A 20,956-nucleotide genomic window follows, 5' to 3' on the forward strand; every position below is an offset into this window, starting at 1 on the left:
TTTCAGCTGCTTTTTTCGAGCGCCCACAGGTCGCTTTCGATGCTTTCGAACCTCTCCTTGAGGTGCGCCTGCACATCGAAAATCGCCCTGTTGTAATAGTGCGGAGCAATTTCACGGGTAAACAGCTCAAGAATTTCCGCCGCCTCGAATGAACCCAGGTCCAGTTCGAAGCGATCTTCCATGAACCGCTGAATCTTGTGATTGGCTTCACGCTCCTGTTCGGGCGTGAGGGTCAGGATCGGCGGTCTGGACTTCTTGACGGCCATTTACCAGCGACCGTCCCACGCAGCGAAGTTCTGCAAGAGTTGCAAGCCATGGGTATGGCTTTTCTCCGGGTGGAACTGCACGGCGAAACGCGAGCCGTCGGCCAGCGCTGCGGCGAAATCGACACCGTAATGACCGCCACCCACCACCTGGCGCGCATTAGCGGCCGCGATGTAATAGCTGTGCACGAAATAGAAACGCGCCAGGTCCGGAATGTCGTGCCACAGCGGGTGACTCACCTTCTGCTTCACTTCGTTCCAGCCCATGTGCGGGACTTTCAGGTGTTCGCCGTCTTCATGCAGGTCCTTGCCGAAGAATTTCACCGCGCCGGGAAACAGGCCGATGCAGTCGACGCCGTCGTTCTCTTCACTGGTGTCTAGCAAGGCTTGCATGCCGACACAGATGCCGAGGAACGGACGGTCCTGGCTGACTTCACGCACCAGCGAGTCGAAGCCGAGGCGACGAATCTCCGCCATGCAATCGCGAATCGCGCCGACACCGGGGAAAACCACCCGGTCGGCTTCGCGAATCACGCTGGCATCGCTGGTGATCAGCACCTTGCCGGCACCGACGTGCTCGAGGGCCTTGGCCACCGAGTGCAGGTTGCCCATGCCGTAATCGATAACCGCGACTGTCTGCATTACAGAACGCCCTTGGTCGACGGCATCTGACCGGCCATGCGGTCATCGAGCTCTACGGCCATGCGCAGCGCGCGGCCGAAAGCCTTGAACACGGTTTCGATCTGGTGGTGGGTGTTGTGGCCACGCAGGTTGTCGATGTGCAGGGTGACGTTGGCGTGGTTGACGAAGCCCTGGAAGAACTCCTGGAACAGGTCAACGTCGAAACCGCCGACGGTGGCACGGGTATAGGGAACGTGCATCTGCAGGCCAGGACGGCCGGAGAAGTCGATCACTACGCGCGACAGCGCTTCATCGAGCGGCACATAGGCGTGGCCGTAGCGACGGATGCCTTTCTTGTCGCCGATGGCTTGGGTGAATGCCTGACCCAGGGTGATACCGACGTCTTCCACCGTGTGGTGGTCATCGATATGCAGGTCGCCTTTGCTGACGATATCCAGGTCGATCAGCCCGTGACGGGCGATCTGGTCGAGCATGTGCTCAAGAAAAGGCACACCGATATCAAATCGGGCCTTTCCGGTGCCATCCAGGTTGATCGAGGCTTTGATCTGGGTTTCCAGAGTGTCGCGCTCGACTGACGCCTTACGTTCGGCCATCACCAGCTCCGCAAAATCATTGGGCGAAAAAGGCAACCATTATAGGGGCGCGGGCGCCAAACAGAAACACGGGAGGTGATATCGCTGACGGATAGAATCCCCGGCCGTCGGGGATAGACATGTCCATACAAGCCATTTGCATGGGACACAAAACAAATGTGGGAGCGAGCCTGCTCGCGAAAGGGGCTGTACATTCAACATCTCTGTCGACTGTCAGACCGCATTCGCGAGCAGGCTCGCTCCCACAGGGTTTGGTGCCGGCCTGAAGATACCAGGCCAGACCCTCAGCTTCTTAGTGGAACAGAACCGCCGTTTTCTGCAGGGTCACCCAGACACCCCACGCCAATGGAAGACCGACCACCAGCCAGGCAGCCACTGCCAGCGGCTTGGTGCCCGCCGCCGCTTTCCACTCCAGTGAGGTGCTGCTGTCAGCGCCTTTGTCGTGGCCCAGCGCCTGTTCGGCGGCCAGCTCGGCATCGGTCATGAAGTACTTGTCGGCCACCGGACGCACCAGCAGGTTGCAGATGAAACCCAGCACCAGCAGGCCCGCCAGGATGTACAAGGTGATGTCGTACGCCGCGGCACGCTCAACGCCGATGCTCAACTGATACTCACGCAGGTAGTTCACCAACACCGGACCCAACACGCCCGCCGCCGCCCACGCCGTCAACAGACGACCGTGGATCGCGCCGACCATTTGCGTACCGAACAGATCCGCCAGGTAAGCCGGAACGGTGGCAAAACCACCGCCGTACATCGACAGAATGACGCAGAACGCCGCCACGAACAGCGCAACGCTGCCCAGGTGACCGAGGTTCGGAATCAGCGCATACAGGGCAAAGCCCAGGGCGAAGAACACGAAATAGGTGTTTTTACGGCCCAGGTAATCCGAGAACGATGCCCAGAAGAACCGGCCACCAATGTTGAACAGACTCAGCAAACCAGTGAAGCCGGCAGCAATGGCGGCGATCGAGGCCAGTTGCGAAGCGTCCAGTTGACCAAACGCCAGATCGTTACCCAGCAACTTGCCACCGAAGACTTCCTGCAACAGCGGCGAAGCCATGCCGAGGATGCCGATACCAGCCGACACGTTCAGGCACAGCACCAGCCATACCAGACGGAATTGCGGCGTTTTCCACGCAACGCTCACGTGCACGTGACGGTTGGTGATCATCGCATTGGAGGCTTTTTTCGCCGGAGCGGTCCAGCCTTCAGGCTTCCAGCCAGTTGGCGGAACGCGGTAAGACAAGGCACCACCGATCATGAACACAAAGTAGATCGCAGCCATTGCCACGAAGCTCTGCCACACGCCAACGCCTTCCGGCGAACCGAAGTGGCTCATCAAAGCCGTCGCCAGGGGTGCACCGACCATCGCACCACCGCCGAAGCCCATGATCGCCATGCCGGTCGCCATGCCGCGCTTGTCCGGGAACCACTTGATCAGGGTCGACACCGGCGAGATATAACCCAGGCCCAGACCGATACCGCCGATGACCCCGGAGCCGATCCACATCAGCCAGATCTGGTGGGTATAGATCCCCAGCGCAGAAATCAACAGACCACCACACCAGCACAGTGCCGATACGACACCCGCCTTACGCGGCCCGGCATGTTCCAGCCAGCCGCCCCAGATGGCTGCAGAGCAACCCAGGAAGATGAAGAACAGCGTGTAGATCCAGCCGAGCATCGAGATCGGCCAGTCGCATTGCGAAGAAAAGACTTGAGCGATGAAGCTCATGTCCGGCGCGCAAGCTACCGCTTTGGTGATGCCCAAGGCCTTGGACAGTGGCAGCCAGAACACCGAGAAGCCGTAGGCCATGCCGATGCAAAGGTGGATGGCCAGAGCGGCCGGTGGCACCAGCCAACGGTTGAACCCGGGCTTGGCGATGATGCGTTCCTTGGACAGGAACGAGGGCTGGTCGGCATAGCCGTCCGCCGCGATACTCGTGGTCATTGTGTATCCCCCAATTATTAGTATGGTTCGCCAGCCACTCTTCACCCCCAGCCTTGTTGCACGCAGGCATGACTGTCTTTTTCAGGGCGAAGCTCCATTTTGGTGCGACATCAGGTCGCAGAAGGACCGACGAACGGGCGAAGGTTACCATTTGCACGTGACAGAAAAACCAAACTGATATCACCTTTTTCAATGTTGTCTGTTCTCGTACCTCAGAAGGATTGTCCATGCCCATCGTTGTCGAGTCGTTGAACGAAGCCACCAGCCAGGATCAGCAGGATCTGCAGAAAATCTACCGTGACGCTCCACAGTGGCTGTTTGCACCATTTGCAGGGGATGCACAGCTGATCGAGGTCTGCCTGCAGGAAGGCTCGATGATCGCGGGGCGCTTCAACGATCGACTGTTGGGTGCGGCACGCCTGCAACGGCACCCGGACGTCTGGCATTTGTCTCAATTATGCGTACGAAAAATCACCAGACGCCGTGGCGTCGCGGAGCGACTGGTGCGAGAAGCACAGGCCATGGCCGCGCAATCCGGCGCCACTCTGCGCCTGCTGGCACCTGCCGGGCACTTGGAAGCCCAGGCATTGGCAGCCAAGTTGAACGTGCCGCTCGATGCCACGCCGGAGTGATCGATGACCGGTCAAACGTTTCGGGGCGCTATACTCCTCGGCTAAATTTCGAATTCGACTAACTACAAGGACTCGCCCATGAAAGCGTTCGGCAAAATCCTGGGTCTGGTACTTCTCGGGTTGCTGCTGATCATTGTGGCGCTGGGCTTTGCCCTGACCCACCTCTTCGATCCCAACGACTACAAGGAAGAGATCCGCCAGATTGCCCGCGACAAGGCCCACATCGAGCTGACGCTCAATGGCGATATCGGCTGGAGCCTGTTCCCGTGGCTGGGTCTGGAACTGCACGACGCCGCTGTGGCGACCCTGGCCAAACCCGCCGAACCCTTCGCTGATTTGCAGATGCTCGGTCTGTCGGTCCGTGTGCTGCCTCTGCTGCGCCGGGAAGTGCAGATGAGCGATGTGCGCGTCGAAGGCTTGAACCTGCGCCTGAGCCGCGACAAGGACGGCCACGGCAACTGGGAAGACATCGGCAAGGTCCCGGCCACTTCGAACAGCGCTGGCACACCTCCCGCCAGCACCAGCGAGCCTGAACCGCAAACCACCGCTCAAGCAGAGAAACCGGCTCAGCCCGTTCGCCTGGATATCGACAGCCTGACGGTCAACAACGCCCGCGTCGAATACCATGACGAGAAAACCGGCCGCCAGTTCAGCGCGGAAAGCATCCAGCTGAGTACGGGTCCGGTGCACGACTCGACCAACATTCCGGTCAAGCTCACCGCGTTCCTGGGTACCAACCAACCGGTCCTGCGGGTCCGCACCGAGCTCAACGGCGAGCTGCGTTTCGAGCGCGCGTTGCAGCGCTACAAGTTCGAGGACATGAAACTGTCCGGTGAAGTCGCCGGCGATCCGTTGCAAGGCAAGACCATGACGTTCGCCGCCCAGGGCCAGTTGCTGCTGGACAAGGCCGCCAACGTCGCTGAATGGACCGGCATCAAGATTTCCGCCAACCAACTGCGCGCGCTGGGTGAGCTGAAGGTCAATGACCTGGACAAGACCCCGCAGGTCAGCGGCGGCCTGTCGATTGCCCAGTTCGATCTGGCAAAGTTCGTCGACAGCATCGGCCAGAAACTCCCGGCGATGGCCGAAGGCAGCCTGAGCAAAGTCGAACTGGTGAGCCGCCTGGCAGGCACGCCCACCAGCGTCGTACTGGATGACATCAACCTGAAAGTCGACGACAGCACCTTCAGCGGGCGCATCGCCGTCGAGGACTTCGCCAAACAATCGCTACGCGCCACCCTTAAGGCCGACACCTTTAACGTCGACCGTTACTTGCCGCCAAAATCGGCCGAGGCCAGCAGCGTGAAACAGGTGCGCCAGGCCGAAGTCGCCAGCACCGAAGCCGATGCCATGGCGGGCGCCGGCAGCACCCCGCTGCCACCGGCACCGACCAAAGAGGCCTGGAGCAATGAACGCCTGTTGCCGGTGGAACGCCTGAGCAAACTGGATGTGGACGCCGACCTGACTTTCGGCCAGCTGACCCTGGAAAAACTGCCGATCCACAACGCCGTGCTCAAGGCCAACGGCCAGGGTGGACTGCTGACGCTGGCAAACCTGCGCGGGGACTTGTACGAAGGCAACTTCGAAGCCAAAGGCACGCTCGATGTGCGCCAGCAAGCGCCTGTATTGAATTTGCAAACGCAAATCAGCCGGGTGCCGGCGGAAAAAATCCTCGAAAGCCAGGGCAAAAATCCACCGGTCAAAGGCTTGGTCACATTCAACAGCAATGTGACCGGCAGCGGTAACAGTCAGAAAGCACTGATCGAAACCCTCAATGGCAACGCCAGTTTCGTCATCAACGATGGCGTGCTGCTCAACGCTAACCTCGAACAACAGTTGTGCAAAGGCATCGCCACGCTCAACCGTAAATCCCTCAATGGCGAGCCGCGGGGCAAGGACACGCCCTTCCAGGAACTCAAGGGCAACCTGAACTTGCGTAACGGTGTGGCCAGCAACCCGGACCTGAAAGTGCGCATCCCGGGCATGACCGTCAATGGCAACGGTGATGTCGATTTACGGGTACTGGGCATGGACTACCGCGTGGGCATCATCGTCGAAGGCGACAAGAGCGACATGCCGGATCCGGCTTGCCAGGTGGGTGAGAAGTTCGTCGGTATCGAATGGCCGCTGCGCTGCCGTGGCCCGCTGGAGCTGGGCGCCAAGGCTTGCCGACTGGACAACGAGCGCATGGGTCAGGTCGCGAGCAAACTGGCTGGCGAGCGGATCAGCGAAAAAATCGACGAAAAGCTTGGCGACAAGGTCAGCCCGGAACTCAAAGATGCACTCAAGGGGCTGTTCAAGCGATGAGAGCCGAGCAGTTTTCAATGGCGGTGCTGGATTGGTACGACCGCCACGGCCGTCATGATTTGCCCTGGCAACAGGACATCAACCCCTATCGGGTGTGGGTCTCGGAAATCATGCTGCAGCAAACCCAGGTCAGCACGGTGCTGAATTACTTCGACCGCTTCATGGCTTCGCTGCCAACCGTCGAAGCCCTGGCCGCCGCACCGGAGGACGAAGTGCTGCACCTGTGGACGGGCCTGGGTTACTACACCCGCGCGCGCAATCTGCAGAAAACCGCGAAGATCGTCGTCGAGCAATACGGCGGCGAATTTCCCCGTGACGTGGAAAAACTCACGGACCTGCCGGGCATCGGCCTGTCCACCGCCGGGGCCATTGCCAGTATCAGCATGGGCCTGCGCGCGCCGATCCTCGACGGCAACGTCAAACGGGTCCTGGCGCGCTTTACCGCGCAAGAGGGCTATCCCGGCGAGCCGAAGGTCGCCAAACAGCTGTGGGCGAACGCTGAGCGTTTTACCCCACATGATCGGGTCAACGCCTACACCCAGGCGATGATGGATCTTGGCGCGACGCTCTGCACCCGCAGCAAACCGAGCTGCCTGCTCTGCCCGCTGGAAAAGGGCTGCGAAGCGCACATGCTGGGTCTGGAAACCCGTTATCCGATCCCCAAGCCGCGCAAAGCCATCCCGCAGAAGCGAACGCTGATGCCGATGCTTGCCAACGGTGAGGGCGCGATCCTGCTTTACCGCCGCCCTTCCACGGGCTTGTGGGGCGGTCTCTGGAGCTTGCCGGAACTCGACGACCTCGATGACCTGCAGCATCTGGCTTCGCAGCATTCGCTGGAACTGGGCGTCCAGCAGGCGTTGCCGAGCCTGGTGCACACCTTCAGCCATTTTCAGTTGTCCATCGAACCCTGGCTGGTTCAGGTCCAGGAGGCTGGCCATCACGTGGCCGAGGCCGACTGGCTCTGGTATAACCTCGCCACCCCGCCGCGCCTGGGCCTCGCCGCCCCGGTCAAGACCTTGCTCGAACGCGCGGCCGTCGTATTGAACGCAGGAGAGTCGTCATGACCCGCACCATCATGTGCCGCAAGTACAAAGAAGAATTGCCTGCCCTGGAGCGCGCTCCGTTCCCGGGTGCCAAAGGCCAGGACATTTTTGACCACGTCTCGGCCAAGGCCTGGGCCGATTGGCAAAAGCACCAGACCCTGCTGATCAATGAAAAGCGCCTGAATATGATGAACGCCGAAGATCGCAAATATCTTCAGGGCGAGATGGACAAGTTCTTCTCCGGCGAGGATTACGCCAAGGCTGAAGGCTACGTGCCGCCCGCTGAGTAACCCCGTGAAATCGGGGGTCGGATCGTAAGCGACGGTAATAATTAAATTTTTTTTGAAAACTTGCTTGACGACCCCCTGAAAAACCCGTTTAATGCGCCCCGTTGCCCAGATAGCTCAGTCGGTAGAGCAGGGGATTGAAAATCCCCGTGTCGGCGGTTCGATTCCGTCTCTGGGCACCAAATACCGAAACCCTGAATCGAAAGATTCAGGGTTTTTTTATGCCTGCAGTTTGCTGTTCGCCGAATCCGGTCCTGCCTGTTGCGCAGAAAAAACCCGCCATCACTTGAACAGTGATCGCGGGTTTTGTCGTTTCAGGAAATGGTTACTCAGCGTCATTCCAGTGAAACACAAGATTGCGGGCACTGCCGCTATCCACATCCGCTGTGTCACGCCGCTCTACTCCATTACGCGTCGCGACCACGGTGTACTTGCCGGGAGGCAACTGGGCATAAACCAGTGGTCCGGCCTCGCTGAGCGCCAGCACCGTTTGCCCAGGTGCTTTCTGAATGACCAGATTCACATCGGGCACGTATTTGTTCTCAGGCCCGATAGAGAAGGTCATGTGCAGGTTGTAGCCCGTGGTTTGCTGGATAGCTCTCGACTCATCCTCGCCGATACCTCCGGACAAGTAGGCTATCCCGTTCTGCTCCTGCCGCTGAATCTGCACGCCCGTGCTGTCGATCGGTTCAAGACTGGCGGCTAGCGAGATGGCGGGAAATATCAAAACGCCGACCGTGGCGAGGGGGAACATCAGTAAATGTAAACGCTTCATGATGACGACTCCCGGGCTCCACAGAACCCAATCGTTACTTAATTGGGATTTCGGGCCGAGCAGTCGGGTTTTAGATCGATTTGTACTTGGGTCAACTACGAAACGTACTACGTGATTTGTTCTTGATGCCTTATCCGCTGTCAGGCTGGTCCTGCCGGCAAGTCCGGCATTTCCTTCCGGCTTTCAGGCCGCGCCCTGCATCTTTGACCAGCACTGTCTTGCCATCCTCTTCTGCCTGATCACCCAGCCGCGGAAGACCAAATGAGCGCTCTTAGACCCGATGACACACACGATCCACAAATAGATTCATTACTTGGTAATCTCGGCGAGTTGATCCGCCAGGCGCGCCTGAATGTGCAGCGAACGGTCGATGCCGCACAGGTACAAACCTATTGGCAGATCGGGCGACACATAGTGGAGTTTGAGCAGGAGGGCTCCAGGCGCGCGGTTTACGGCAAACAGTTGCTGGTAAAGCTCGCCAAGGTGCTGACAGTGGAGTTTGGCAAGGGCTTTGACGAGACCAACTTGCGGAAAATGCGACTGTTCTATCAGGCGTTTCCAATTCGAGACGCACTGCGTCTCGAATTGAGCTGGACGCACTACCGCAGGCTTCTGCGAGTGGACAGTGAAAAGGCACGCAAGTGGTACATGGACGAAGCTGCGAACCAGAATTGGTCAAGCCGCAGCCTGGAACGCCAGATCAACACTCTCTATTACGAACGCCTGCTGATGAGTCGCGACAAGTCTGCCGTCATGGAAGAAGCCGCCACCAACATTCATGCAATGAACAACGGCCCTCGGAATTTCATTCGGGATCCTGTGATGCTGGAGTTTCTTGGCCTGCCCAATACCGGGGTCGTTTTGGAAACCAGGCTCGAACAAGCGCTCATCGAGCAGCTTCAGGGGTTCCTGCTTGAGCTGGGCAAGGGATTCGCTTTCATTGCCCGCCAGCAGCGTATCAGTACCGAAGGTAGAGACTTCTACATCGACCTGGTGTTCTACAACTATTTGCTCAATTGCTTTGTGATCTTCGACCTCAAGCGCGGTGAATTGACCCATCAGGATGTGGGCCAGATGGACATGTATGTGCGTATGTACGACGACCTCAAACGTAGAGAAACTGATGGACCCACTGTCGGTATCATTCTTTGCGCGCAGAAAAACGATTCTGTGGTGCGCTACTCGGTACTACAGGGTCATGAACAACTCTTCGCCAGCAAGTACACGTTGGTATTGCCGAGTGAAGACGAACTGCGGGCGGAACTGGATCGAGAACAGGCAGTGATTGAGGAGCGGCTGCTTAACCAGATGCCTGAATAGAACGGACAGATTGTTCATCCGCAGCACGAGGACTATCGTGGGCAACCACCGCAAAGGTCCACCGCCGATGAGTTTGCAGGAAATGTCATCACTGGCCCCTACACAAATCGAGCTGCAACTGGCATCTGACGTATTGGGCGAACCCTTCAGGCAATCCGCCGCCGACGGCTTCATCCTCGGTGGTTTCACCTGGCGGCATGCCAATGCGAACCTCAATCGCCCAGTGGTAATCATCAACGCCGCCACTTCGGTCCGCTGCCGACATTACTCGCGCTTCGCCGACTACCTGTTCGCCAACGACTTCGATGTGATCACCTACGACTACCGCGGCATCGGCGAATCACGTCCGGCATCGCTTAAAGGGCTTCAGGCCTCATGGACCGATTGGGGCGCGCTGGACTTCGAGGCGATGCTCCAGCGTGCGCAGCGCGACTTCCCGGGCCAGCCCATTGATGTCGTCGGCCACAGCTTTGGCGGCTGCGCAGCGGGACTGGGAGCCTCCGGACAAGTCATCCGGCGCCTGGTGACAGTCGGCGCGCAGTTCGCCTACTGGCGCGATTACGCGCCGGCCCATCGCTGGCGGATGTTCGCCAAATGGCATGTGGTGATGCCGATAGTGACGATGATTTACGGTTACTTTCCCGGCAAGCGCCTCGGCTGGCTCGAAGACACACCTGCGGGCGTGGTTCGTGACTGGAGTACGCCCACTGCACACTATGAAACACGCCCCAGCGGCCGCGTAGCCCACGCAACCAACGGTCACCTGCCCTTCTCCACCATCAGCGCAAAAACCCTGGCAATCAGCATCAGCGACGATCCCTACGGCACCATCCCGGCCATCGAACGCCTGCTCGGCTACTTCACAAGCAGCACCAACACCCACCTGCGCATTGCTCCCGAAGACATCGGCGAAGCAGAAGTCGGACATTTCGCCTTTTTTCGTAGCGCATACCAAGCCACACTATGGCCCATTGCATTGTCCTGGCTGCAAAACGGCGAACTGGCCCCCGACACACCCGGGCGGACAGTGTCACGCAGCTGAAACACTGCCCTCTCAACGAATTACGGAACGACGCCCATGGCCTCCGCCAACAAGCAGCAAAAACGCGCCTCCCGCGCCAAGGCCAAGGCCAAGCAGAACCGCACCCAACGCGCCGCCGCGCCGGTCGAACTGGACCCGAACGACGATCGCATCGATTTCGAATCGGTGGACCTGACCGAACTGTTCAAGAAAATGATCGACGCGCAAAAAGTCAGCCAGCAGGCCATGTGCATCGCCTTCCTGGAAGACCCGCTGCTGGAGCTGGTGTACGAGCAGGAGGGCGAAGAAGGCGCGATGGACTTCATCCTCGCGGCTCTGATCGAATACCGTCAATGGTCCGCCGAAACCGACGAAGCCGGCGCCCTGGCGTGGATCGAATCCCCAGCCTTCCAGGCTGACTACGTGGCAGCGTCCGACGCTATCGCAGCCCAAACCCAACAGAAACCGAACTGAGTTCCCATGGCATCCCTGAACAAGCAACAGAAACGCGCCAAACGCGCCAAGCTCAAAGCCAAGCAAATCAATATCCACGGCAGAAAACCTGCCGCGCTGGACGATGACCTGGGTGAAATCGGCGAGCCGATCCCGGAATACACCCTGGCGATGTTCAGCAAAATGCGCGATGCGGAAGCCATCGGCCGTAGCGAAATGCTCGCCGTGCTGCTGACGAACCTCGCCTTTATCATCATTGACCATCCAGAACTGCTGGACATGGAAAACGCCGACGACGAAGGCATGGCCGCCACCCACCTGGCCGCCGACATGCTGATCGACTACCGCATGTGGGCTGACGGCATGGACCGCGACGCCGCCCAGGCATGGCTGACCGACCCGCAGTTCATTGCTGACTTCGGCGACGCACTGGACGTCTACCGGCAGTCGGTGGATGCGCCCGAAGAAAAAGCCGAGTAAGGTTTTCGACTCAAACAAAAACGGCCGCTTGTCATCACTGACAGCGGCCGTTTTTTTATTTCAACAATCTCGATTGAGCCAGAAGACTCAGCGCGCGATTGCCGCCACGCCGCGCTCGATGCGACGACGGCGGGCAACCAGCAAGCCGGCAGCCACCACCAGAGCGCTGAGCAGGCCGGTTGCAAGGATTTCCACGCGATGGGCGTCCTGGAACAGCATGATGGTCAGGGCCGCGACGATGAATACGATCACCGCGTAGGTCAGGCCCGGGAACAGCCACATACTGAAGACGATTTTCTCGCCGCGAGCCATGCGCTGTTTGCGCATGCGCAGTTGCGAGATCGCAATCACCAGGTAAACCAGCAGCGCGATCGCGCCGGAGCTGGCCAGCAGGAATTCGAACACCGCCGCCGGGGCTACGTAGTTGGCGAAGGTTGCCAGGAACGCTGCACCAGTGGACAGCATGACCGCCCAGTATGGAGTGCCGCTTTTGTTGGTGCGCGTGGACACGGCCGGTGCATCACCGCGCTTGCCCAGGGAGAACAACATGCGCGACGACGTGTAGAGCGCCGAGTTCAGGCAGCTGGTCACAGCGACCAGTACCACGATGTCGACGATCATCTTGGCATTCGGGATGCCCATGCGCTCAAGCACGGTCTGGTAGGAACCAAGACTGGCCAGAACCGGATCGTTCCATGGCACCAGAGCCACGACGATGAAGATCGATACGAGGTAGAACAAACCGATCCGCCAGATCACCGAGTTGGTGGCCTTGGAGATTTGCTTGCCAGGGTTCTTCGATTCCGCGGCCGCAATGGTCACGATCTCGGTGCCCATGAAGGAGAACATGGTGGTCAGGATGGCACCCAGCACCGCGCCCATGCCATTTGGCAGGAAGCCTTGGGTGTCGAACAGGTGCGAAACGCCGCTGACTTGGCTGGTCGGCAGGAAGCCGAAGATCGCCAGCACGCCAAGGACGATGAAACCAATGATCGCCACCACCTTGAGCAGGGCGAACCAGAACTCGAACTCACCGTAGTTTTTCACGCTGAACAGGTTGGTTACGGTCAGCAGCATGGTGATGACCAGGGCAAAGGCCCAGATGTCCACGCCAGGGAACCAGGCGTGCAGGATAGTTGCGGCGGCGTTGGCCTCCAGCGGGATGACGAGCACCCAGAACCACCAGTACAACCAGCCAATGGTGAAGCCGGCCCAGTGACCGATCGCGCGATCGGCGTAGGTGGAGAAGGAGCCGGTGTCTGGCGAGGCAACCGCCATTTCACCCAGCATGCGCATCACCAACACCACCAGCATACCGGCGGCAGCATAGGCCAACAGCACGGCCGGGCCTGCTGCAGCGATGGCGTGGCCCGAGCCAACGAACAGGCCGGCGCCGATAACCCCGGCGATCGACAGCATGGTCACATGACGCGGTTTAAGCCCCTGTTCGAGGCCGTTAGAGCTTTGGGTACTGCTCATTAAAACTACCTTTGTAAGGAAAAGCGAATGCATGCATCCCGTTTGAATTTCCCTTCTGTAAAAAGAAACCAACGGGGCGTTCCGGAATCTGCACGCAATAATTGCGCCAAAATGTTTCAAAACCCTCTACCCCGGCGATCTCGCCCTGACCGGACAGTCATCGCAACTCATTGATAATACTGGCACTTTGCCAAAGCGTTACCCTGCGACTCACTTGATGAACGAAACAGCGCACCGGAAACACACCCCACAACTCCTCAACGCACAATAAAAGTGCGGATCGGCAACCTTTGGCCTGTTAGCGCTTCCAACCCCCCGCCAAAGCTGGCAACATCGCGCCCTTTTTTACGCGACAGCCACCGCGCTTTTACCTGCAAGCAGGGTTCAAACGGCTGTTCGGTTGTTGATGGGGCGACAGTCTGCTGCGCCGATGCGACAACCTGTCACATGCCACCCGCTTACTGCCCGTAGCGCTGTTGGCTGCCTTTGAAACGCTATGCTAGCTTGGCCGCCTCGCCAGGAAGGCCACCAACAGCAGGAGCGAATACACAATGAGGAACGCACATGGCTGAGGCCACGCCCGCGCTTGAAATCCGCAACTTGCACAAACGCTACGGCTCGCTGGAGGTGCTTAAAGGCATCTCGCTGACCGCCCGCGACGGCGACGTGATCTCGATCCTGGGTTCCTCCGGCTCCGGCAAGTCCACGTTCCTGCGTTGCATCAACCTGCTGGAAAACCCGCACCAGGGCCAGATCCTGGTGGCCGGCGAAGAACTCAAGCTCAAGGCCGCGAAGAACGGCGAACTGGTCGCTGCCGATGGCAAGCAGATCAACCGCCTGCGCAGCGAAATTGGTTTTGTGTTTCAAAACTTTAATCTTTGGCCGCACATGAGCGTGCTCGACAACATCATCGAAGCCCCTCGCCGCGTGCTCGGCCAGAGCAAGGCCGAAGCCATCGAAGTCGCCGAAGCCTTGCTGGCCAAGGTCGGTATCGCCGACAAGCGCCACGCCTACCCGGCGCAACTGTCCGGCGGGCAGCAACAACGCGCAGCCATCGCCCGCACCCTGGCCATGCAGCCCAAGGTCATCCTGTTCGATGAGCCGACCTCCGCGCTTGACCCGGAAATGGTCCAGGAAGTACTTAATGTCATCCGCGCACTGGCCGAAGAAGGCCGCACCATGCTGTTGGTTACCCATGAAATGGGCTTTGCCCGTCAGGTCTCCAGCGAAGTGGTGTTCCTCCACCAGGGCCTGGTAGAAGAGCAAGGATCGCCACAGCAGGTGTTTGAAAACCCGCTTTCGGCGCGCTGCAAACAATTCATGTCCAGCAACCGCTAACGGAGCTACCCGCATGCAGAACTACAAAAAGGTCTTCCTGGCTGCCGCCGTCACCCTGGCCTTCAGCGCCGGTGCCATGGCCGAGAACCTGAAGATGGGCATCGAAGCGGCCTACCCGCCGTTCAACAACAAAGATGCCAGCGGCAACGTCGTCGGCTTCGACAAGGAAATCGGCGACGCCCTGTGCGCCAAGATGAAAGTCGAATGCACCGTGGTCACTTCCGACTGGGACGGCATCATCCCGGCCCTGAACGCCAAGAAATTCGATTTCCTGATCTCGTCGATGTCGATCACCGACGAGCGCAAGCAAGCGGTGGACTTCACCGAACCGTACTACTCCAACAAGCTGCAGTTCATCGCCCCGAAAAACGTCGATTTCAAGACCGACAAGGCTTCGCTGAAAGGCAAGATTATCGGCGCCCAACGAGCGACCCTGGCCGGCACTTGGCTGGAAGACAACATTGGCGATGACATCACCATCAAACTCTACGACACCCAGGAAAACGCCTACCTCGACCTGACTTCCGGTCGTCTGGACGGCATCCTGGCCGACAAATACGTCAACTACGAGTGGCTGAAAAGCGACGCCGGCAAGTCCTACGAATTCAAGGGCGACCCGGTGGAAGAAAGCGACAAGATCGGTATCGCTGTACGTAAAAACGACCCGATCCGCGACAAGCTGAACACCGCGCTGAAAGAAATCGTCGCTGACGGCACCTACAAGAAGATCAACGACAAGTACTTCCCGTTCAGCATCTATTGATACTGACCTGCCGGACCGGCGTCGCTTTGTGATGACGCCGGTCCCCGGCCTTGCCTGCCGCGATTTGAAAAGAAATCCATGATTATCGACCTCTACGGATTCGGCCCGGCGCTCGCCGCTGGCGCGCTGATGACTGTGAAACTGGCACTCTCGGCCCTGTGCCTGGGGCTGGTACTCGGTCTGCTCGGCGCCTTGGCCAAGACTTCCCCGTACAAGCCGTTGCAATGGCTTGGCGGTACTTACTCGACCCTGGTTCGCGGCATCCCGGAATTGCTCTGGGTACTGCTGATCTACTTCGGCACGGTCAACCTGATGCGTGCCCTGGGCGAGTTCTTCGGCAACCCCGATCTGGAACTCAACGCCTTCGCCGCCGGTGTGATTGCGCTGGGCCTGTGCTTTGGCGCCTACGCCACGGAAGTGTTTCGCGGCGCGATCCTCGCCATTCCCAAAGGCCATCGTGAGGCCGGCGTGGCCCTGGGCCTGTCGAAATGGCGGATCTTCACCAAGCTGATCATGCCGCAGATGTGGCGCATCGCCCTGCCCGGCCTGGGCAACCTGTTCATGATCCTGATGAAAGACACCGCGCTGGTATCGGTGATCGGCCTGGAAGAAATCATGCGTCATGCACAAATCGGCGTGACCGTGTCCAAACAACCGTTCACCTTCTATATGGTGGCCGCCTTCATGTACCTGGGTCTGACGATTCTCGCCATGACCGGCATGCACTTCCTGGAAAAACGCGCCGCTCGCGGCTTCGCGAGGAGCACCCAATGAACTGGGAAGTCATCATCAAGTGGCTGCCGAAACTGGCCCAGGGTGCAACCCTGACCCTGGAACTGGTGGCCATCGCCGTGATTGCCGGCTTGCTGCTGGCGATTCCACTGGGCATCGCCCGCTCGTCGCGCCTGTGGTGGGTGCGGGCATTTCCCTACGGCTACATCTTCTTTTTCCGTGGCACACCGCTGCTGGTTCAGCTGTTCCTGGTCTACTACGGGCTGGCGCAGTTCGACGTCATCCGCAACAGCTCGATGTGGCCTTACCTGCGCGATCCGTTCTGGTGCGCCACGGCGACCATGACCCTGCACACCGCCGCCTACATCGCCGAAATCCTGCGCGGCGCCATTCAGGCGATTCCACCGGGCGAGATCGAAGCGGCACGCGCGCTGGGCATGTCCAAGCCCAAGGCGCTGTTCTACATCATCCTGCCCCGGGCGGCGCGTATCGGTCTGCCGGCCTACAGCAACGAAGTGATCCTGATGCTCAAGGCCAGCGCCCTGGCCAGCACCGTGACACTGCTGGAGCTGACCGGCATGGCCCGCACCATCATTGCCCGGACCTACCTGCCGGTAGAAATCTTCTTCGCCGCCGGCATGTTCTACCTGCTGATGGCTTATGTGCTGGTGCGCGGCTTCAAGCTGCTGGAGCGCTGGCTGCGCGTCGATGCCTGCCAAGGGCGTTGATCCCCGCGTGTTGACGGGCGAGGCCCTGCTCGCCCGCTTCACGGCGCTGGATGCTTTTCTGACAACGCATCAGGCGCTGTGGAAACCACGGCCGTTCACGCACCTGCAACTTCCCTGGGAAACTTCCTACCCTGAGTTGGCCGCCTGGCTACGCGGACGGTCGCTGGACGATGCGGAAAACGCACACAACCAACCCGCCCTTTTGGATGCACCGGAGCCTTTTGCGACCTTGGCGGCGAAGTCTCTTGCGCTGAGTACCGTGGATGAATTGCCCGCCCATGCGCTGGAAGCGGCGGGCCATCGATTGAACGTCGACGTACCCGGGCGCAAGTGGCAGCAGATCGAAGCCTTCGCCAGTCGATTGAACTTCGCCGATACGCCCAAGCATTGGCTGGACTGGTGTTCGGGCAAAGGGCACTTGGGAAGACGCTTGCTGCAAACCGGCCAACAGCTGACTTGCCTGGAATATGACCCGGCACTGGTTGCCAGCGGCCAGGCCCTGAGTCAGCGCCATCAGCTGCATGCGCTGCATGTCGAGCAGGATGTGCTCGCGGTCGATGTAGCCGCGTTATTGAACGCCGAACACAGCCCCGTCGCGCTGCACGCCTGCGGCGATCTCCACGTGAGGTTGATTCAGCTCGCCAGCGCGGCAGGCTGCAAACAACTCGCCATTGCTCCTTGCTGTTACAACCGGATCAGTCTTCCCCGGTACTCGCCACTTTCCTCGGCCGCCATGGCCTCCGACCTACAGCTGTCTCTCGATGATCTCGCGTTACCGATGAGTGAAACCGTCACCGCCGGTGCACGCGTCCGACGCCAACGCGACACCTCCATGGCCCGACGCCTGGCCTTCGACCTGCTGCAAAGGCAACTACGCGGCGTTGACGAATACCTGCCAACGCCATCCCTGCCCAGCGCCTGGCTGGACAAGCCCTTCGCCGATTACTGCCAGCATTTGGCCCGACTCAAAGAGTTATCCACAATCGGCCCGCAGGATTGGCCGGCTCTAGAAGGCGCTGGTTGGCAGCGCTTGGCTGAAGTGCGCAATCTGGAGCTGCTGCGCGGACTTTTCCGACGCCCACTGGAGCTTTGGCTGGTACTCGATCGCGCACTTTTCCTGATCGAGCAGGGTTACGAGGTTCGTCTGGGCACCTTCTGTGAAACCAAGCTCACACCGCGTAACTTCCTGATGTTGGCAGAACGCGCCTAACGCCGCCAACCTGTGGATAACTCTGTTGATGAAATTAGGTGGATCCAATATTTTACAGCTGTTTCAGGGGTGAAACGTCACTGTTCAGTTTTCGTACACTTGGATAAAAAACCAGAAAAACAGTGATTTGCGAACAGTTGAGAACGGATCCACAAATTCGTCATATGCCCCGTGCATTGCGAATCCCGTTGTGCATAAGCATTTGAGCAAAAGTCATATCTGTTGAAATTTGGGCAGAAAGTGAGCGTAGGAATCGTGATAGCCAGCAGCTACTATCGAAGACCTCACAACACGATCAATCAACAGGGCCATGTTTTGAATCTGGACACCTTGCTAGAACATTGGCGGTCGGAAGTCTCGAACAAGAAAAAACGCGGAAGCCGCACGGGGCTCATCAGCAACATCCTCAAGCGGACTCGCAAGAACAACGCCCTGCGCTACTTGTTCATGTTTCGACTGGCCCAGTATTTCTATTCCGGAAACGGTTTTGCGCGCTGGTATGCCAAGCGTCTTGAGAGAAAACTCAACCTCAAGTACGGCGTCGACATCAGCATCGACGCCCAAATTGGCCCAGGATTTCGCATTGGCCACCTGCCGGGCGTAGTGATCACCGGCGAAGTCAAAATCGGCCGCAACTTCTTCATCCGGCAAAACACCACGATTGGCATCAAGACCCTGGGACTGGACAGCTATAACCTGGTCATCGGCGACAATGTCAGCGTGGGCGCCAACAGTTGCATCATCGCGGACACCCTGACAATCGGCGACAACGTCACCATCGGTGCCATGTCGTTCGTCAACAAAGACATCCCCTCAGGTACCACGTTTTACAACGCTCGATGACGCTCAGCGCGCGCCAGAAATCTTCGACAAGGGCCTGCGCAAAAATAGTCAGAATTCAGGGGTTTACAGAACCAACCCAATCGCTATAATCGTCGCCCTGACACGCCGGTATAGCTCAGATGGTAGAGCAACTGACTTGTAATCAGTAGGTCCCGGGTTCGATTCCTGGTGCCGGCACCATATAAAACAAAGCCCTCGTAGAAATACGAGGGCTTTGTTGTTTCTGGCATCCAGAAATCCAGCTGCCACAAACAGAGCTGCTGAAGGTTCGGGCCGCGTTCGGACGATCGTTTGAACTTCAGATATCGACCCCAATGCAGATCCGGCTGCTTCCCTGGAAAAGATCGCAGGCTGCGCCAGCCTCCATCCAAAACCAATTGCCCACCTGATAACCTCGCAACCGAAAATGTTTGTGTGATTGACACTCTCTCCGTCCGGATCGAAAATAAGCGTTGAGGACTGCAATTGCGCATCTCTGGGCATGGGCTCCAGTAACGCCCCCCCGGAATTTCGGCAGCAGAGATACTGGCACTCTCTGAAGTAGTGACGATGAGCCCGCTCATCGGATCCTGAACCCAAGGTCAGTTGACCCGGAGCTAAAGAATCGCTGCGACTACTCCTCATGAACAATCAAAGGCGCCCTGCAGGGCGCCTTTTTTATGGGCCTCCCGCCGACCTGGCAACTCGACCGACCAAGGTCCCGTCCAATCGTCGCTTCGGATACCATGTGATCACGTAATACCCAAAACCGCGACGCTCATTTCGTGGCTCCAACACCAGAGAGCCAGCAGGCGTTTTCATCACCGCCAGACGGTGATTCCCGCGCAGCTCACGAAACTCGCAATAAATCGGCGCACCACGAACAATCATTCGGGCCACATGCGTGGCTACGCCATCGATTCCATCACAGCCATGCTTAAGCAAATCCGAACGATGCGCCGCCCAGATATGCCTGATCCCAAACCCTCTGTTCTCACCCTTGTGTACCCCCACCCGAAGGTAAATCTCACCACCCGGCAAAGCGAACGCCGGCATTTCGGGGATAGTGCCGAAGCTGAGCGAACCAGAGGGATGAGAGACCAGCGCATTTTCTTTGAGCTTGAACAATTCAGACAAGAAGCAATCCACAGCCAGCGAGAACGGAATGGGGTGATCACGAGCAGCCGGCATTGTGAGGTACTACCAGGATCCAAGACGCTGTTATGGGCTGGGATTGTGTAAGGTTACTTGTCCAGGTTTGCTGAACCACAGGCCCCCCCCTCGAACAGATCCATGTGCTCATTGGTAAATTCGAATTGGTGCTCACAGGCGATGGACCTCACTTAAAAAATCTAAAGCCCACGCAACTGTCTGTGGAAAACCACTGATTTCCACTGGTGGATAACTTCACCCACAGCCGCAGAACTCCCGAAATTCGAGACTTGATCCGAGTTACCCACAGGCGTAGAAAAGATTGGCAAAGCGCTGTCGTTGACAGCAACCCAGGTAGCCAGAACCTTTAAGGCTACGCCACATTGTGGTGGTTCTCCCAAAGTGCGATTAGCGTCCGGCGGCTCGCACGCTCACAGCGATGTGATGGATGCCTACTTTTACCAGTGTGCCCACTGCGGCAACTCATCCTCTTTCATAGCTGCCCTGCAGCAACCTATCCGCTTGGCCATTTCCTTGCGCCAACCTGCGCCCGTCCCTTTCTTCCGGAAAGAGACGGGCGCTCCTACCGCTGCTGGAGTCCAACTCGTACAAGGCTTTGCGGTATTCCCCCTCGTGATAATCGGCGTGACAAACACCGAAGTCACCAGCAACAGCGATGCAGATGATGGTGCCGCAGCCCACGGAATGGACTGCACCTGACTGACAGTCAGGCATGCCCCGGTCATCGCATTACTGCCTTCACCCGGCTCAGGATCTCGCGGCGTTGGTCTCGTCAGCCAGCGCAGCCTCCACCCGCCCACTTCCTCGGAAGTGCTCAGGAGGCCAGATCATGAGAGGCCCAAGCTCCCGGTCGAAAAGTGCCGCCAGTCCCGCGTTAGTGGACAACCCTCACAGGTCGCAGGGGCCTTGATCCCTGATAACACTCAACATTCGTGGCGGGA

Annotated in this window: 21 protein-coding genes and 2 tRNA genes; 16 read left to right on the forward strand and 7 right to left on the reverse strand. The window is 58.7% G+C overall.

Features of this window, described 5'->3' with window-relative positions; translation table 11 throughout:
- Positions 1-2: 2 nt before the first annotated feature.
- The 4 genes from ACW9HW_RS06585 to ACW9HW_RS06600 form a co-directional block, all read right to left on the reverse strand.
- Positions 3-266 (reverse strand): DUF2164 domain-containing protein, encoded by a 264-nt coding sequence (locus ACW9HW_RS06585; RefSeq protein WP_457399002.1) that lies wholly within the window; start codon positions 264-266, stop codon positions 3-5.
- Positions 267-905: an imidazole glycerol phosphate synthase subunit HisH gene (gene hisH, locus ACW9HW_RS06590; RefSeq protein ID WP_095192308.1), complete on the reverse strand. Its 639-nt coding sequence runs from the start codon at positions 903-905 to the stop codon at positions 267-269.
- Positions 905-1,498, reverse strand: coding sequence for an imidazoleglycerol-phosphate dehydratase HisB (gene hisB, locus ACW9HW_RS06595; protein WP_024778052.1), 594 nt, complete (start codon positions 1,496-1,498; stop codon positions 905-907). Before hisB ends, hisH begins: the two co-directional genes overlap by 1 nt.
- Before the next feature lie 292 nt (positions 1,499-1,790).
- Positions 1,791-3,452 carry an OFA family MFS transporter gene (locus tag ACW9HW_RS06600; RefSeq protein WP_095192309.1) on the reverse strand — a complete coding sequence of 554 codons (1,662 nt, stop codon included), beginning with the start codon at positions 3,450-3,452 and terminating at the stop codon, positions 1,791-1,793.
- Positions 3,453-3,679: 227 nt separating this feature from the next.
- Between ACW9HW_RS06600 and ACW9HW_RS06605 the strand changes: the two genes are divergently transcribed.
- The 5 genes from ACW9HW_RS06605 to ACW9HW_RS06625 all read left to right on the forward strand — a co-directional run bounded on the left by ACW9HW_RS06605 (position 3,680) and on the right by ACW9HW_RS06625 (position 7,903).
- Positions 3,680-4,084: an acetyl-CoA sensor PanZ family protein gene (locus tag ACW9HW_RS06605; protein WP_457399004.1), complete on the forward strand. Its 405-nt coding sequence runs from the start codon at positions 3,680-3,682 to the stop codon at positions 4,082-4,084.
- A gap of 78 nt (positions 4,085-4,162) precedes the next feature.
- A complete protein-coding gene (locus ACW9HW_RS06610) occupies positions 4,163-6,391 on the forward strand; it encodes an AsmA family protein (protein WP_457399006.1) in 2,229 nt (742 codons plus the stop codon).
- Complete coding sequence (gene mutY, locus ACW9HW_RS06615; RefSeq protein ID WP_457399008.1) at positions 6,388-7,455, forward strand: A/G-specific adenine glycosylase; 1,068 nt, start codon at positions 6,388-6,390, stop codon at positions 7,453-7,455. Before ACW9HW_RS06610 ends, mutY begins: the two co-directional genes overlap by 4 nt.
- Positions 7,452-7,724, forward strand: coding sequence for an oxidative damage protection protein (locus ACW9HW_RS06620; RefSeq protein ID WP_095192313.1), 273 nt, complete (start codon positions 7,452-7,454; stop codon positions 7,722-7,724). Before mutY ends, ACW9HW_RS06620 begins: the two co-directional genes overlap by 4 nt.
- Positions 7,725-7,827: 103 nt before the next feature.
- Positions 7,828-7,903, forward strand: a tRNA-Phe gene (locus ACW9HW_RS06625).
- Positions 7,904-8,046: 143 nt separating this feature from the next.
- On the opposite strand, the gene ACW9HW_RS06630 is transcribed toward ACW9HW_RS06625, so the two are convergent.
- Positions 8,047-8,496, reverse strand: coding sequence for a carboxypeptidase regulatory-like domain-containing protein (locus ACW9HW_RS06630; RefSeq protein WP_457399010.1), 450 nt, complete (start codon positions 8,494-8,496; stop codon positions 8,047-8,049).
- Between the two features lie 261 nt (positions 8,497-8,757).
- Here ACW9HW_RS06630 and ACW9HW_RS06635 point away from each other — a divergent pair, with 261 nt between their 5' ends.
- From ACW9HW_RS06635 to ACW9HW_RS06650, 4 genes are all read left to right on the forward strand, one after another.
- Positions 8,758-9,816 (forward strand): PDDEXK nuclease domain-containing protein, encoded by a 1,059-nt coding sequence (locus ACW9HW_RS06635; protein ID WP_457399012.1) that lies wholly within the window; start codon positions 8,758-8,760, stop codon positions 9,814-9,816.
- A 67-nt stretch (positions 9,817-9,883) separates the two neighbouring features.
- A complete protein-coding gene (locus ACW9HW_RS06640) occupies positions 9,884-10,858 on the forward strand; it encodes an alpha/beta hydrolase family protein (protein WP_457399014.1) in 975 nt (324 codons plus the stop codon).
- A 36-nt stretch (positions 10,859-10,894) separates the two neighbouring features.
- Positions 10,895-11,311: a hypothetical protein gene (locus tag ACW9HW_RS06645; RefSeq protein ID WP_095192334.1), complete on the forward strand. Its 417-nt coding sequence runs from the start codon at positions 10,895-10,897 to the stop codon at positions 11,309-11,311.
- Positions 11,312-11,317: 6 nt separating this feature from the next.
- The gene (locus ACW9HW_RS06650) at positions 11,318-11,770 is read left to right on the forward strand and encodes a hypothetical protein (RefSeq protein ID WP_457399016.1); all 453 of its coding nucleotides are present in this window, start codon (positions 11,318-11,320) and stop codon (positions 11,768-11,770) included.
- A gap of 87 nt (positions 11,771-11,857) precedes the next feature.
- On the opposite strand, the gene gabP is transcribed toward ACW9HW_RS06650, so the two are convergent.
- Positions 11,858-13,249: a GABA permease gene (gene gabP, locus ACW9HW_RS06655; protein ID WP_095192336.1), complete on the reverse strand. Its 1,392-nt coding sequence runs from the start codon at positions 13,247-13,249 to the stop codon at positions 11,858-11,860.
- 564 nt (positions 13,250-13,813) lie between these two features.
- Here gabP and ACW9HW_RS06660 point away from each other — a divergent pair.
- The 7 genes from ACW9HW_RS06660 (at position 13,814) to ACW9HW_RS06690 (ending at position 19,043) form a co-directional block, all read left to right on the forward strand.
- Complete coding sequence (locus tag ACW9HW_RS06660; RefSeq protein WP_007972784.1) at positions 13,814-14,587, forward strand: ABC transporter ATP-binding protein; 774 nt, start codon at positions 13,814-13,816, stop codon at positions 14,585-14,587.
- A 13-nt stretch (positions 14,588-14,600) separates the two neighbouring features.
- Positions 14,601-15,350 carry an ABC transporter substrate-binding protein gene (locus ACW9HW_RS06665; RefSeq protein ID WP_095192337.1) on the forward strand — a complete coding sequence of 250 codons (750 nt, stop codon included), beginning with the start codon at positions 14,601-14,603 and terminating at the stop codon, positions 15,348-15,350.
- A 78-nt stretch (positions 15,351-15,428) separates the two neighbouring features.
- Positions 15,429-16,124: an ABC transporter permease gene (locus ACW9HW_RS06670; RefSeq protein WP_060544038.1), complete on the forward strand. Its 696-nt coding sequence runs from the start codon at positions 15,429-15,431 to the stop codon at positions 16,122-16,124.
- Entirely contained in the window at positions 16,121-16,810 is a 690-nt protein-coding gene (locus ACW9HW_RS06675) for an ABC transporter permease (RefSeq protein ID WP_095192339.1), read from the forward strand. Before ACW9HW_RS06670 ends, ACW9HW_RS06675 begins: the two co-directional genes overlap by 4 nt.
- On the forward strand, positions 16,791-18,020 hold the full coding sequence (locus ACW9HW_RS06680) for a methyltransferase (protein WP_457399020.1): 1,230 nt from the start codon (positions 16,791-16,793) through the stop codon (positions 18,018-18,020). Before ACW9HW_RS06675 ends, ACW9HW_RS06680 begins: the two co-directional genes overlap by 20 nt.
- A 315-nt stretch (positions 18,021-18,335) precedes the next feature.
- Positions 18,336-18,863 (forward strand): serine acetyltransferase, encoded by a 528-nt coding sequence (locus ACW9HW_RS06685; RefSeq protein WP_457399043.1) that lies wholly within the window; start codon positions 18,336-18,338, stop codon positions 18,861-18,863.
- A gap of 104 nt (positions 18,864-18,967) precedes the next feature.
- Positions 18,968-19,043: transfer RNA gene (locus tag ACW9HW_RS06690), tRNA-Thr, on the forward strand.
- A 477-nt stretch (positions 19,044-19,520) separates the two neighbouring features.
- Here ACW9HW_RS06690 and ACW9HW_RS06695 read toward each other — a convergent pair.
- Positions 19,521-19,979 (reverse strand): hypothetical protein, encoded by a 459-nt coding sequence (locus ACW9HW_RS06695; protein WP_457399022.1) that lies wholly within the window; start codon positions 19,977-19,979, stop codon positions 19,521-19,523.
- Between the last annotated feature and the right edge of the window lie 977 nt (positions 19,980-20,956).

The sequence above is a fragment of the Pseudomonas sp. SDO5532_S415 genome, from assembly GCF_054071155.1.

Excerpts from the sequence above, each read along its gene's own strand:
- ACW9HW_RS06585 (WP_457399002.1), bottom strand. The coding sequence starts at position 266 with ATGGCCGTCAAGAAGTCCAGACCGCCGATCCTGACCCTCACGCCCGAA.
- hisH (WP_095192308.1), bottom strand. The coding sequence starts at position 905 with ATGCAGACAGTCGCGGTTATCGATTACGGCATGGGCAACCTGCACTCG.
- hisB (WP_024778052.1), bottom strand. The coding sequence starts at position 1,498 with ATGGCCGAACGTAAGGCGTCAGTCGAGCGCGACACTCTGGAAACCCAG.
- ACW9HW_RS06600 (WP_095192309.1), bottom strand. The coding sequence starts at position 3,452 with ATGACCACGAGTATCGCGGCGGACGGCTATGCCGACCAGCCCTCGTTC.
- ACW9HW_RS06605 (WP_457399004.1), top strand. The coding sequence starts at position 3,680 with ATGCCCATCGTTGTCGAGTCGTTGAACGAAGCCACCAGCCAGGATCAG.
- ACW9HW_RS06610 (WP_457399006.1), top strand. The coding sequence starts at position 4,163 with ATGAAAGCGTTCGGCAAAATCCTGGGTCTGGTACTTCTCGGGTTGCTG.
- mutY (WP_457399008.1), top strand. The coding sequence starts at position 6,388 with ATGAGAGCCGAGCAGTTTTCAATGGCGGTGCTGGATTGGTACGACCGC.
- ACW9HW_RS06620 (WP_095192313.1), top strand. The coding sequence starts at position 7,452 with ATGACCCGCACCATCATGTGCCGCAAGTACAAAGAAGAATTGCCTGCC.
- ACW9HW_RS06630 (WP_457399010.1), bottom strand. The coding sequence starts at position 8,496 with ATGAAGCGTTTACATTTACTGATGTTCCCCCTCGCCACGGTCGGCGTT.
- ACW9HW_RS06635 (WP_457399012.1), top strand. The coding sequence starts at position 8,758 with ATGAGCGCTCTTAGACCCGATGACACACACGATCCACAAATAGATTCA.
- ACW9HW_RS06640 (WP_457399014.1), top strand. The coding sequence starts at position 9,884 with ATGAGTTTGCAGGAAATGTCATCACTGGCCCCTACACAAATCGAGCTG.
- ACW9HW_RS06645 (WP_095192334.1), top strand. The coding sequence starts at position 10,895 with ATGGCCTCCGCCAACAAGCAGCAAAAACGCGCCTCCCGCGCCAAGGCC.
- ACW9HW_RS06650 (WP_457399016.1), top strand. The coding sequence starts at position 11,318 with ATGGCATCCCTGAACAAGCAACAGAAACGCGCCAAACGCGCCAAGCTC.
- gabP (WP_095192336.1), bottom strand. The coding sequence starts at position 13,249 with ATGAGCAGTACCCAAAGCTCTAACGGCCTCGAACAGGGGCTTAAACCG.
- ACW9HW_RS06660 (WP_007972784.1), top strand. The coding sequence starts at position 13,814 with ATGGCTGAGGCCACGCCCGCGCTTGAAATCCGCAACTTGCACAAACGC.
- ACW9HW_RS06665 (WP_095192337.1), top strand. The coding sequence starts at position 14,601 with ATGCAGAACTACAAAAAGGTCTTCCTGGCTGCCGCCGTCACCCTGGCC.
- ACW9HW_RS06670 (WP_060544038.1), top strand. The coding sequence starts at position 15,429 with ATGATTATCGACCTCTACGGATTCGGCCCGGCGCTCGCCGCTGGCGCG.
- ACW9HW_RS06675 (WP_095192339.1), top strand. The coding sequence starts at position 16,121 with ATGAACTGGGAAGTCATCATCAAGTGGCTGCCGAAACTGGCCCAGGGT.
- ACW9HW_RS06680 (WP_457399020.1), top strand. The coding sequence starts at position 16,791 with ATGCCTGCCAAGGGCGTTGATCCCCGCGTGTTGACGGGCGAGGCCCTG.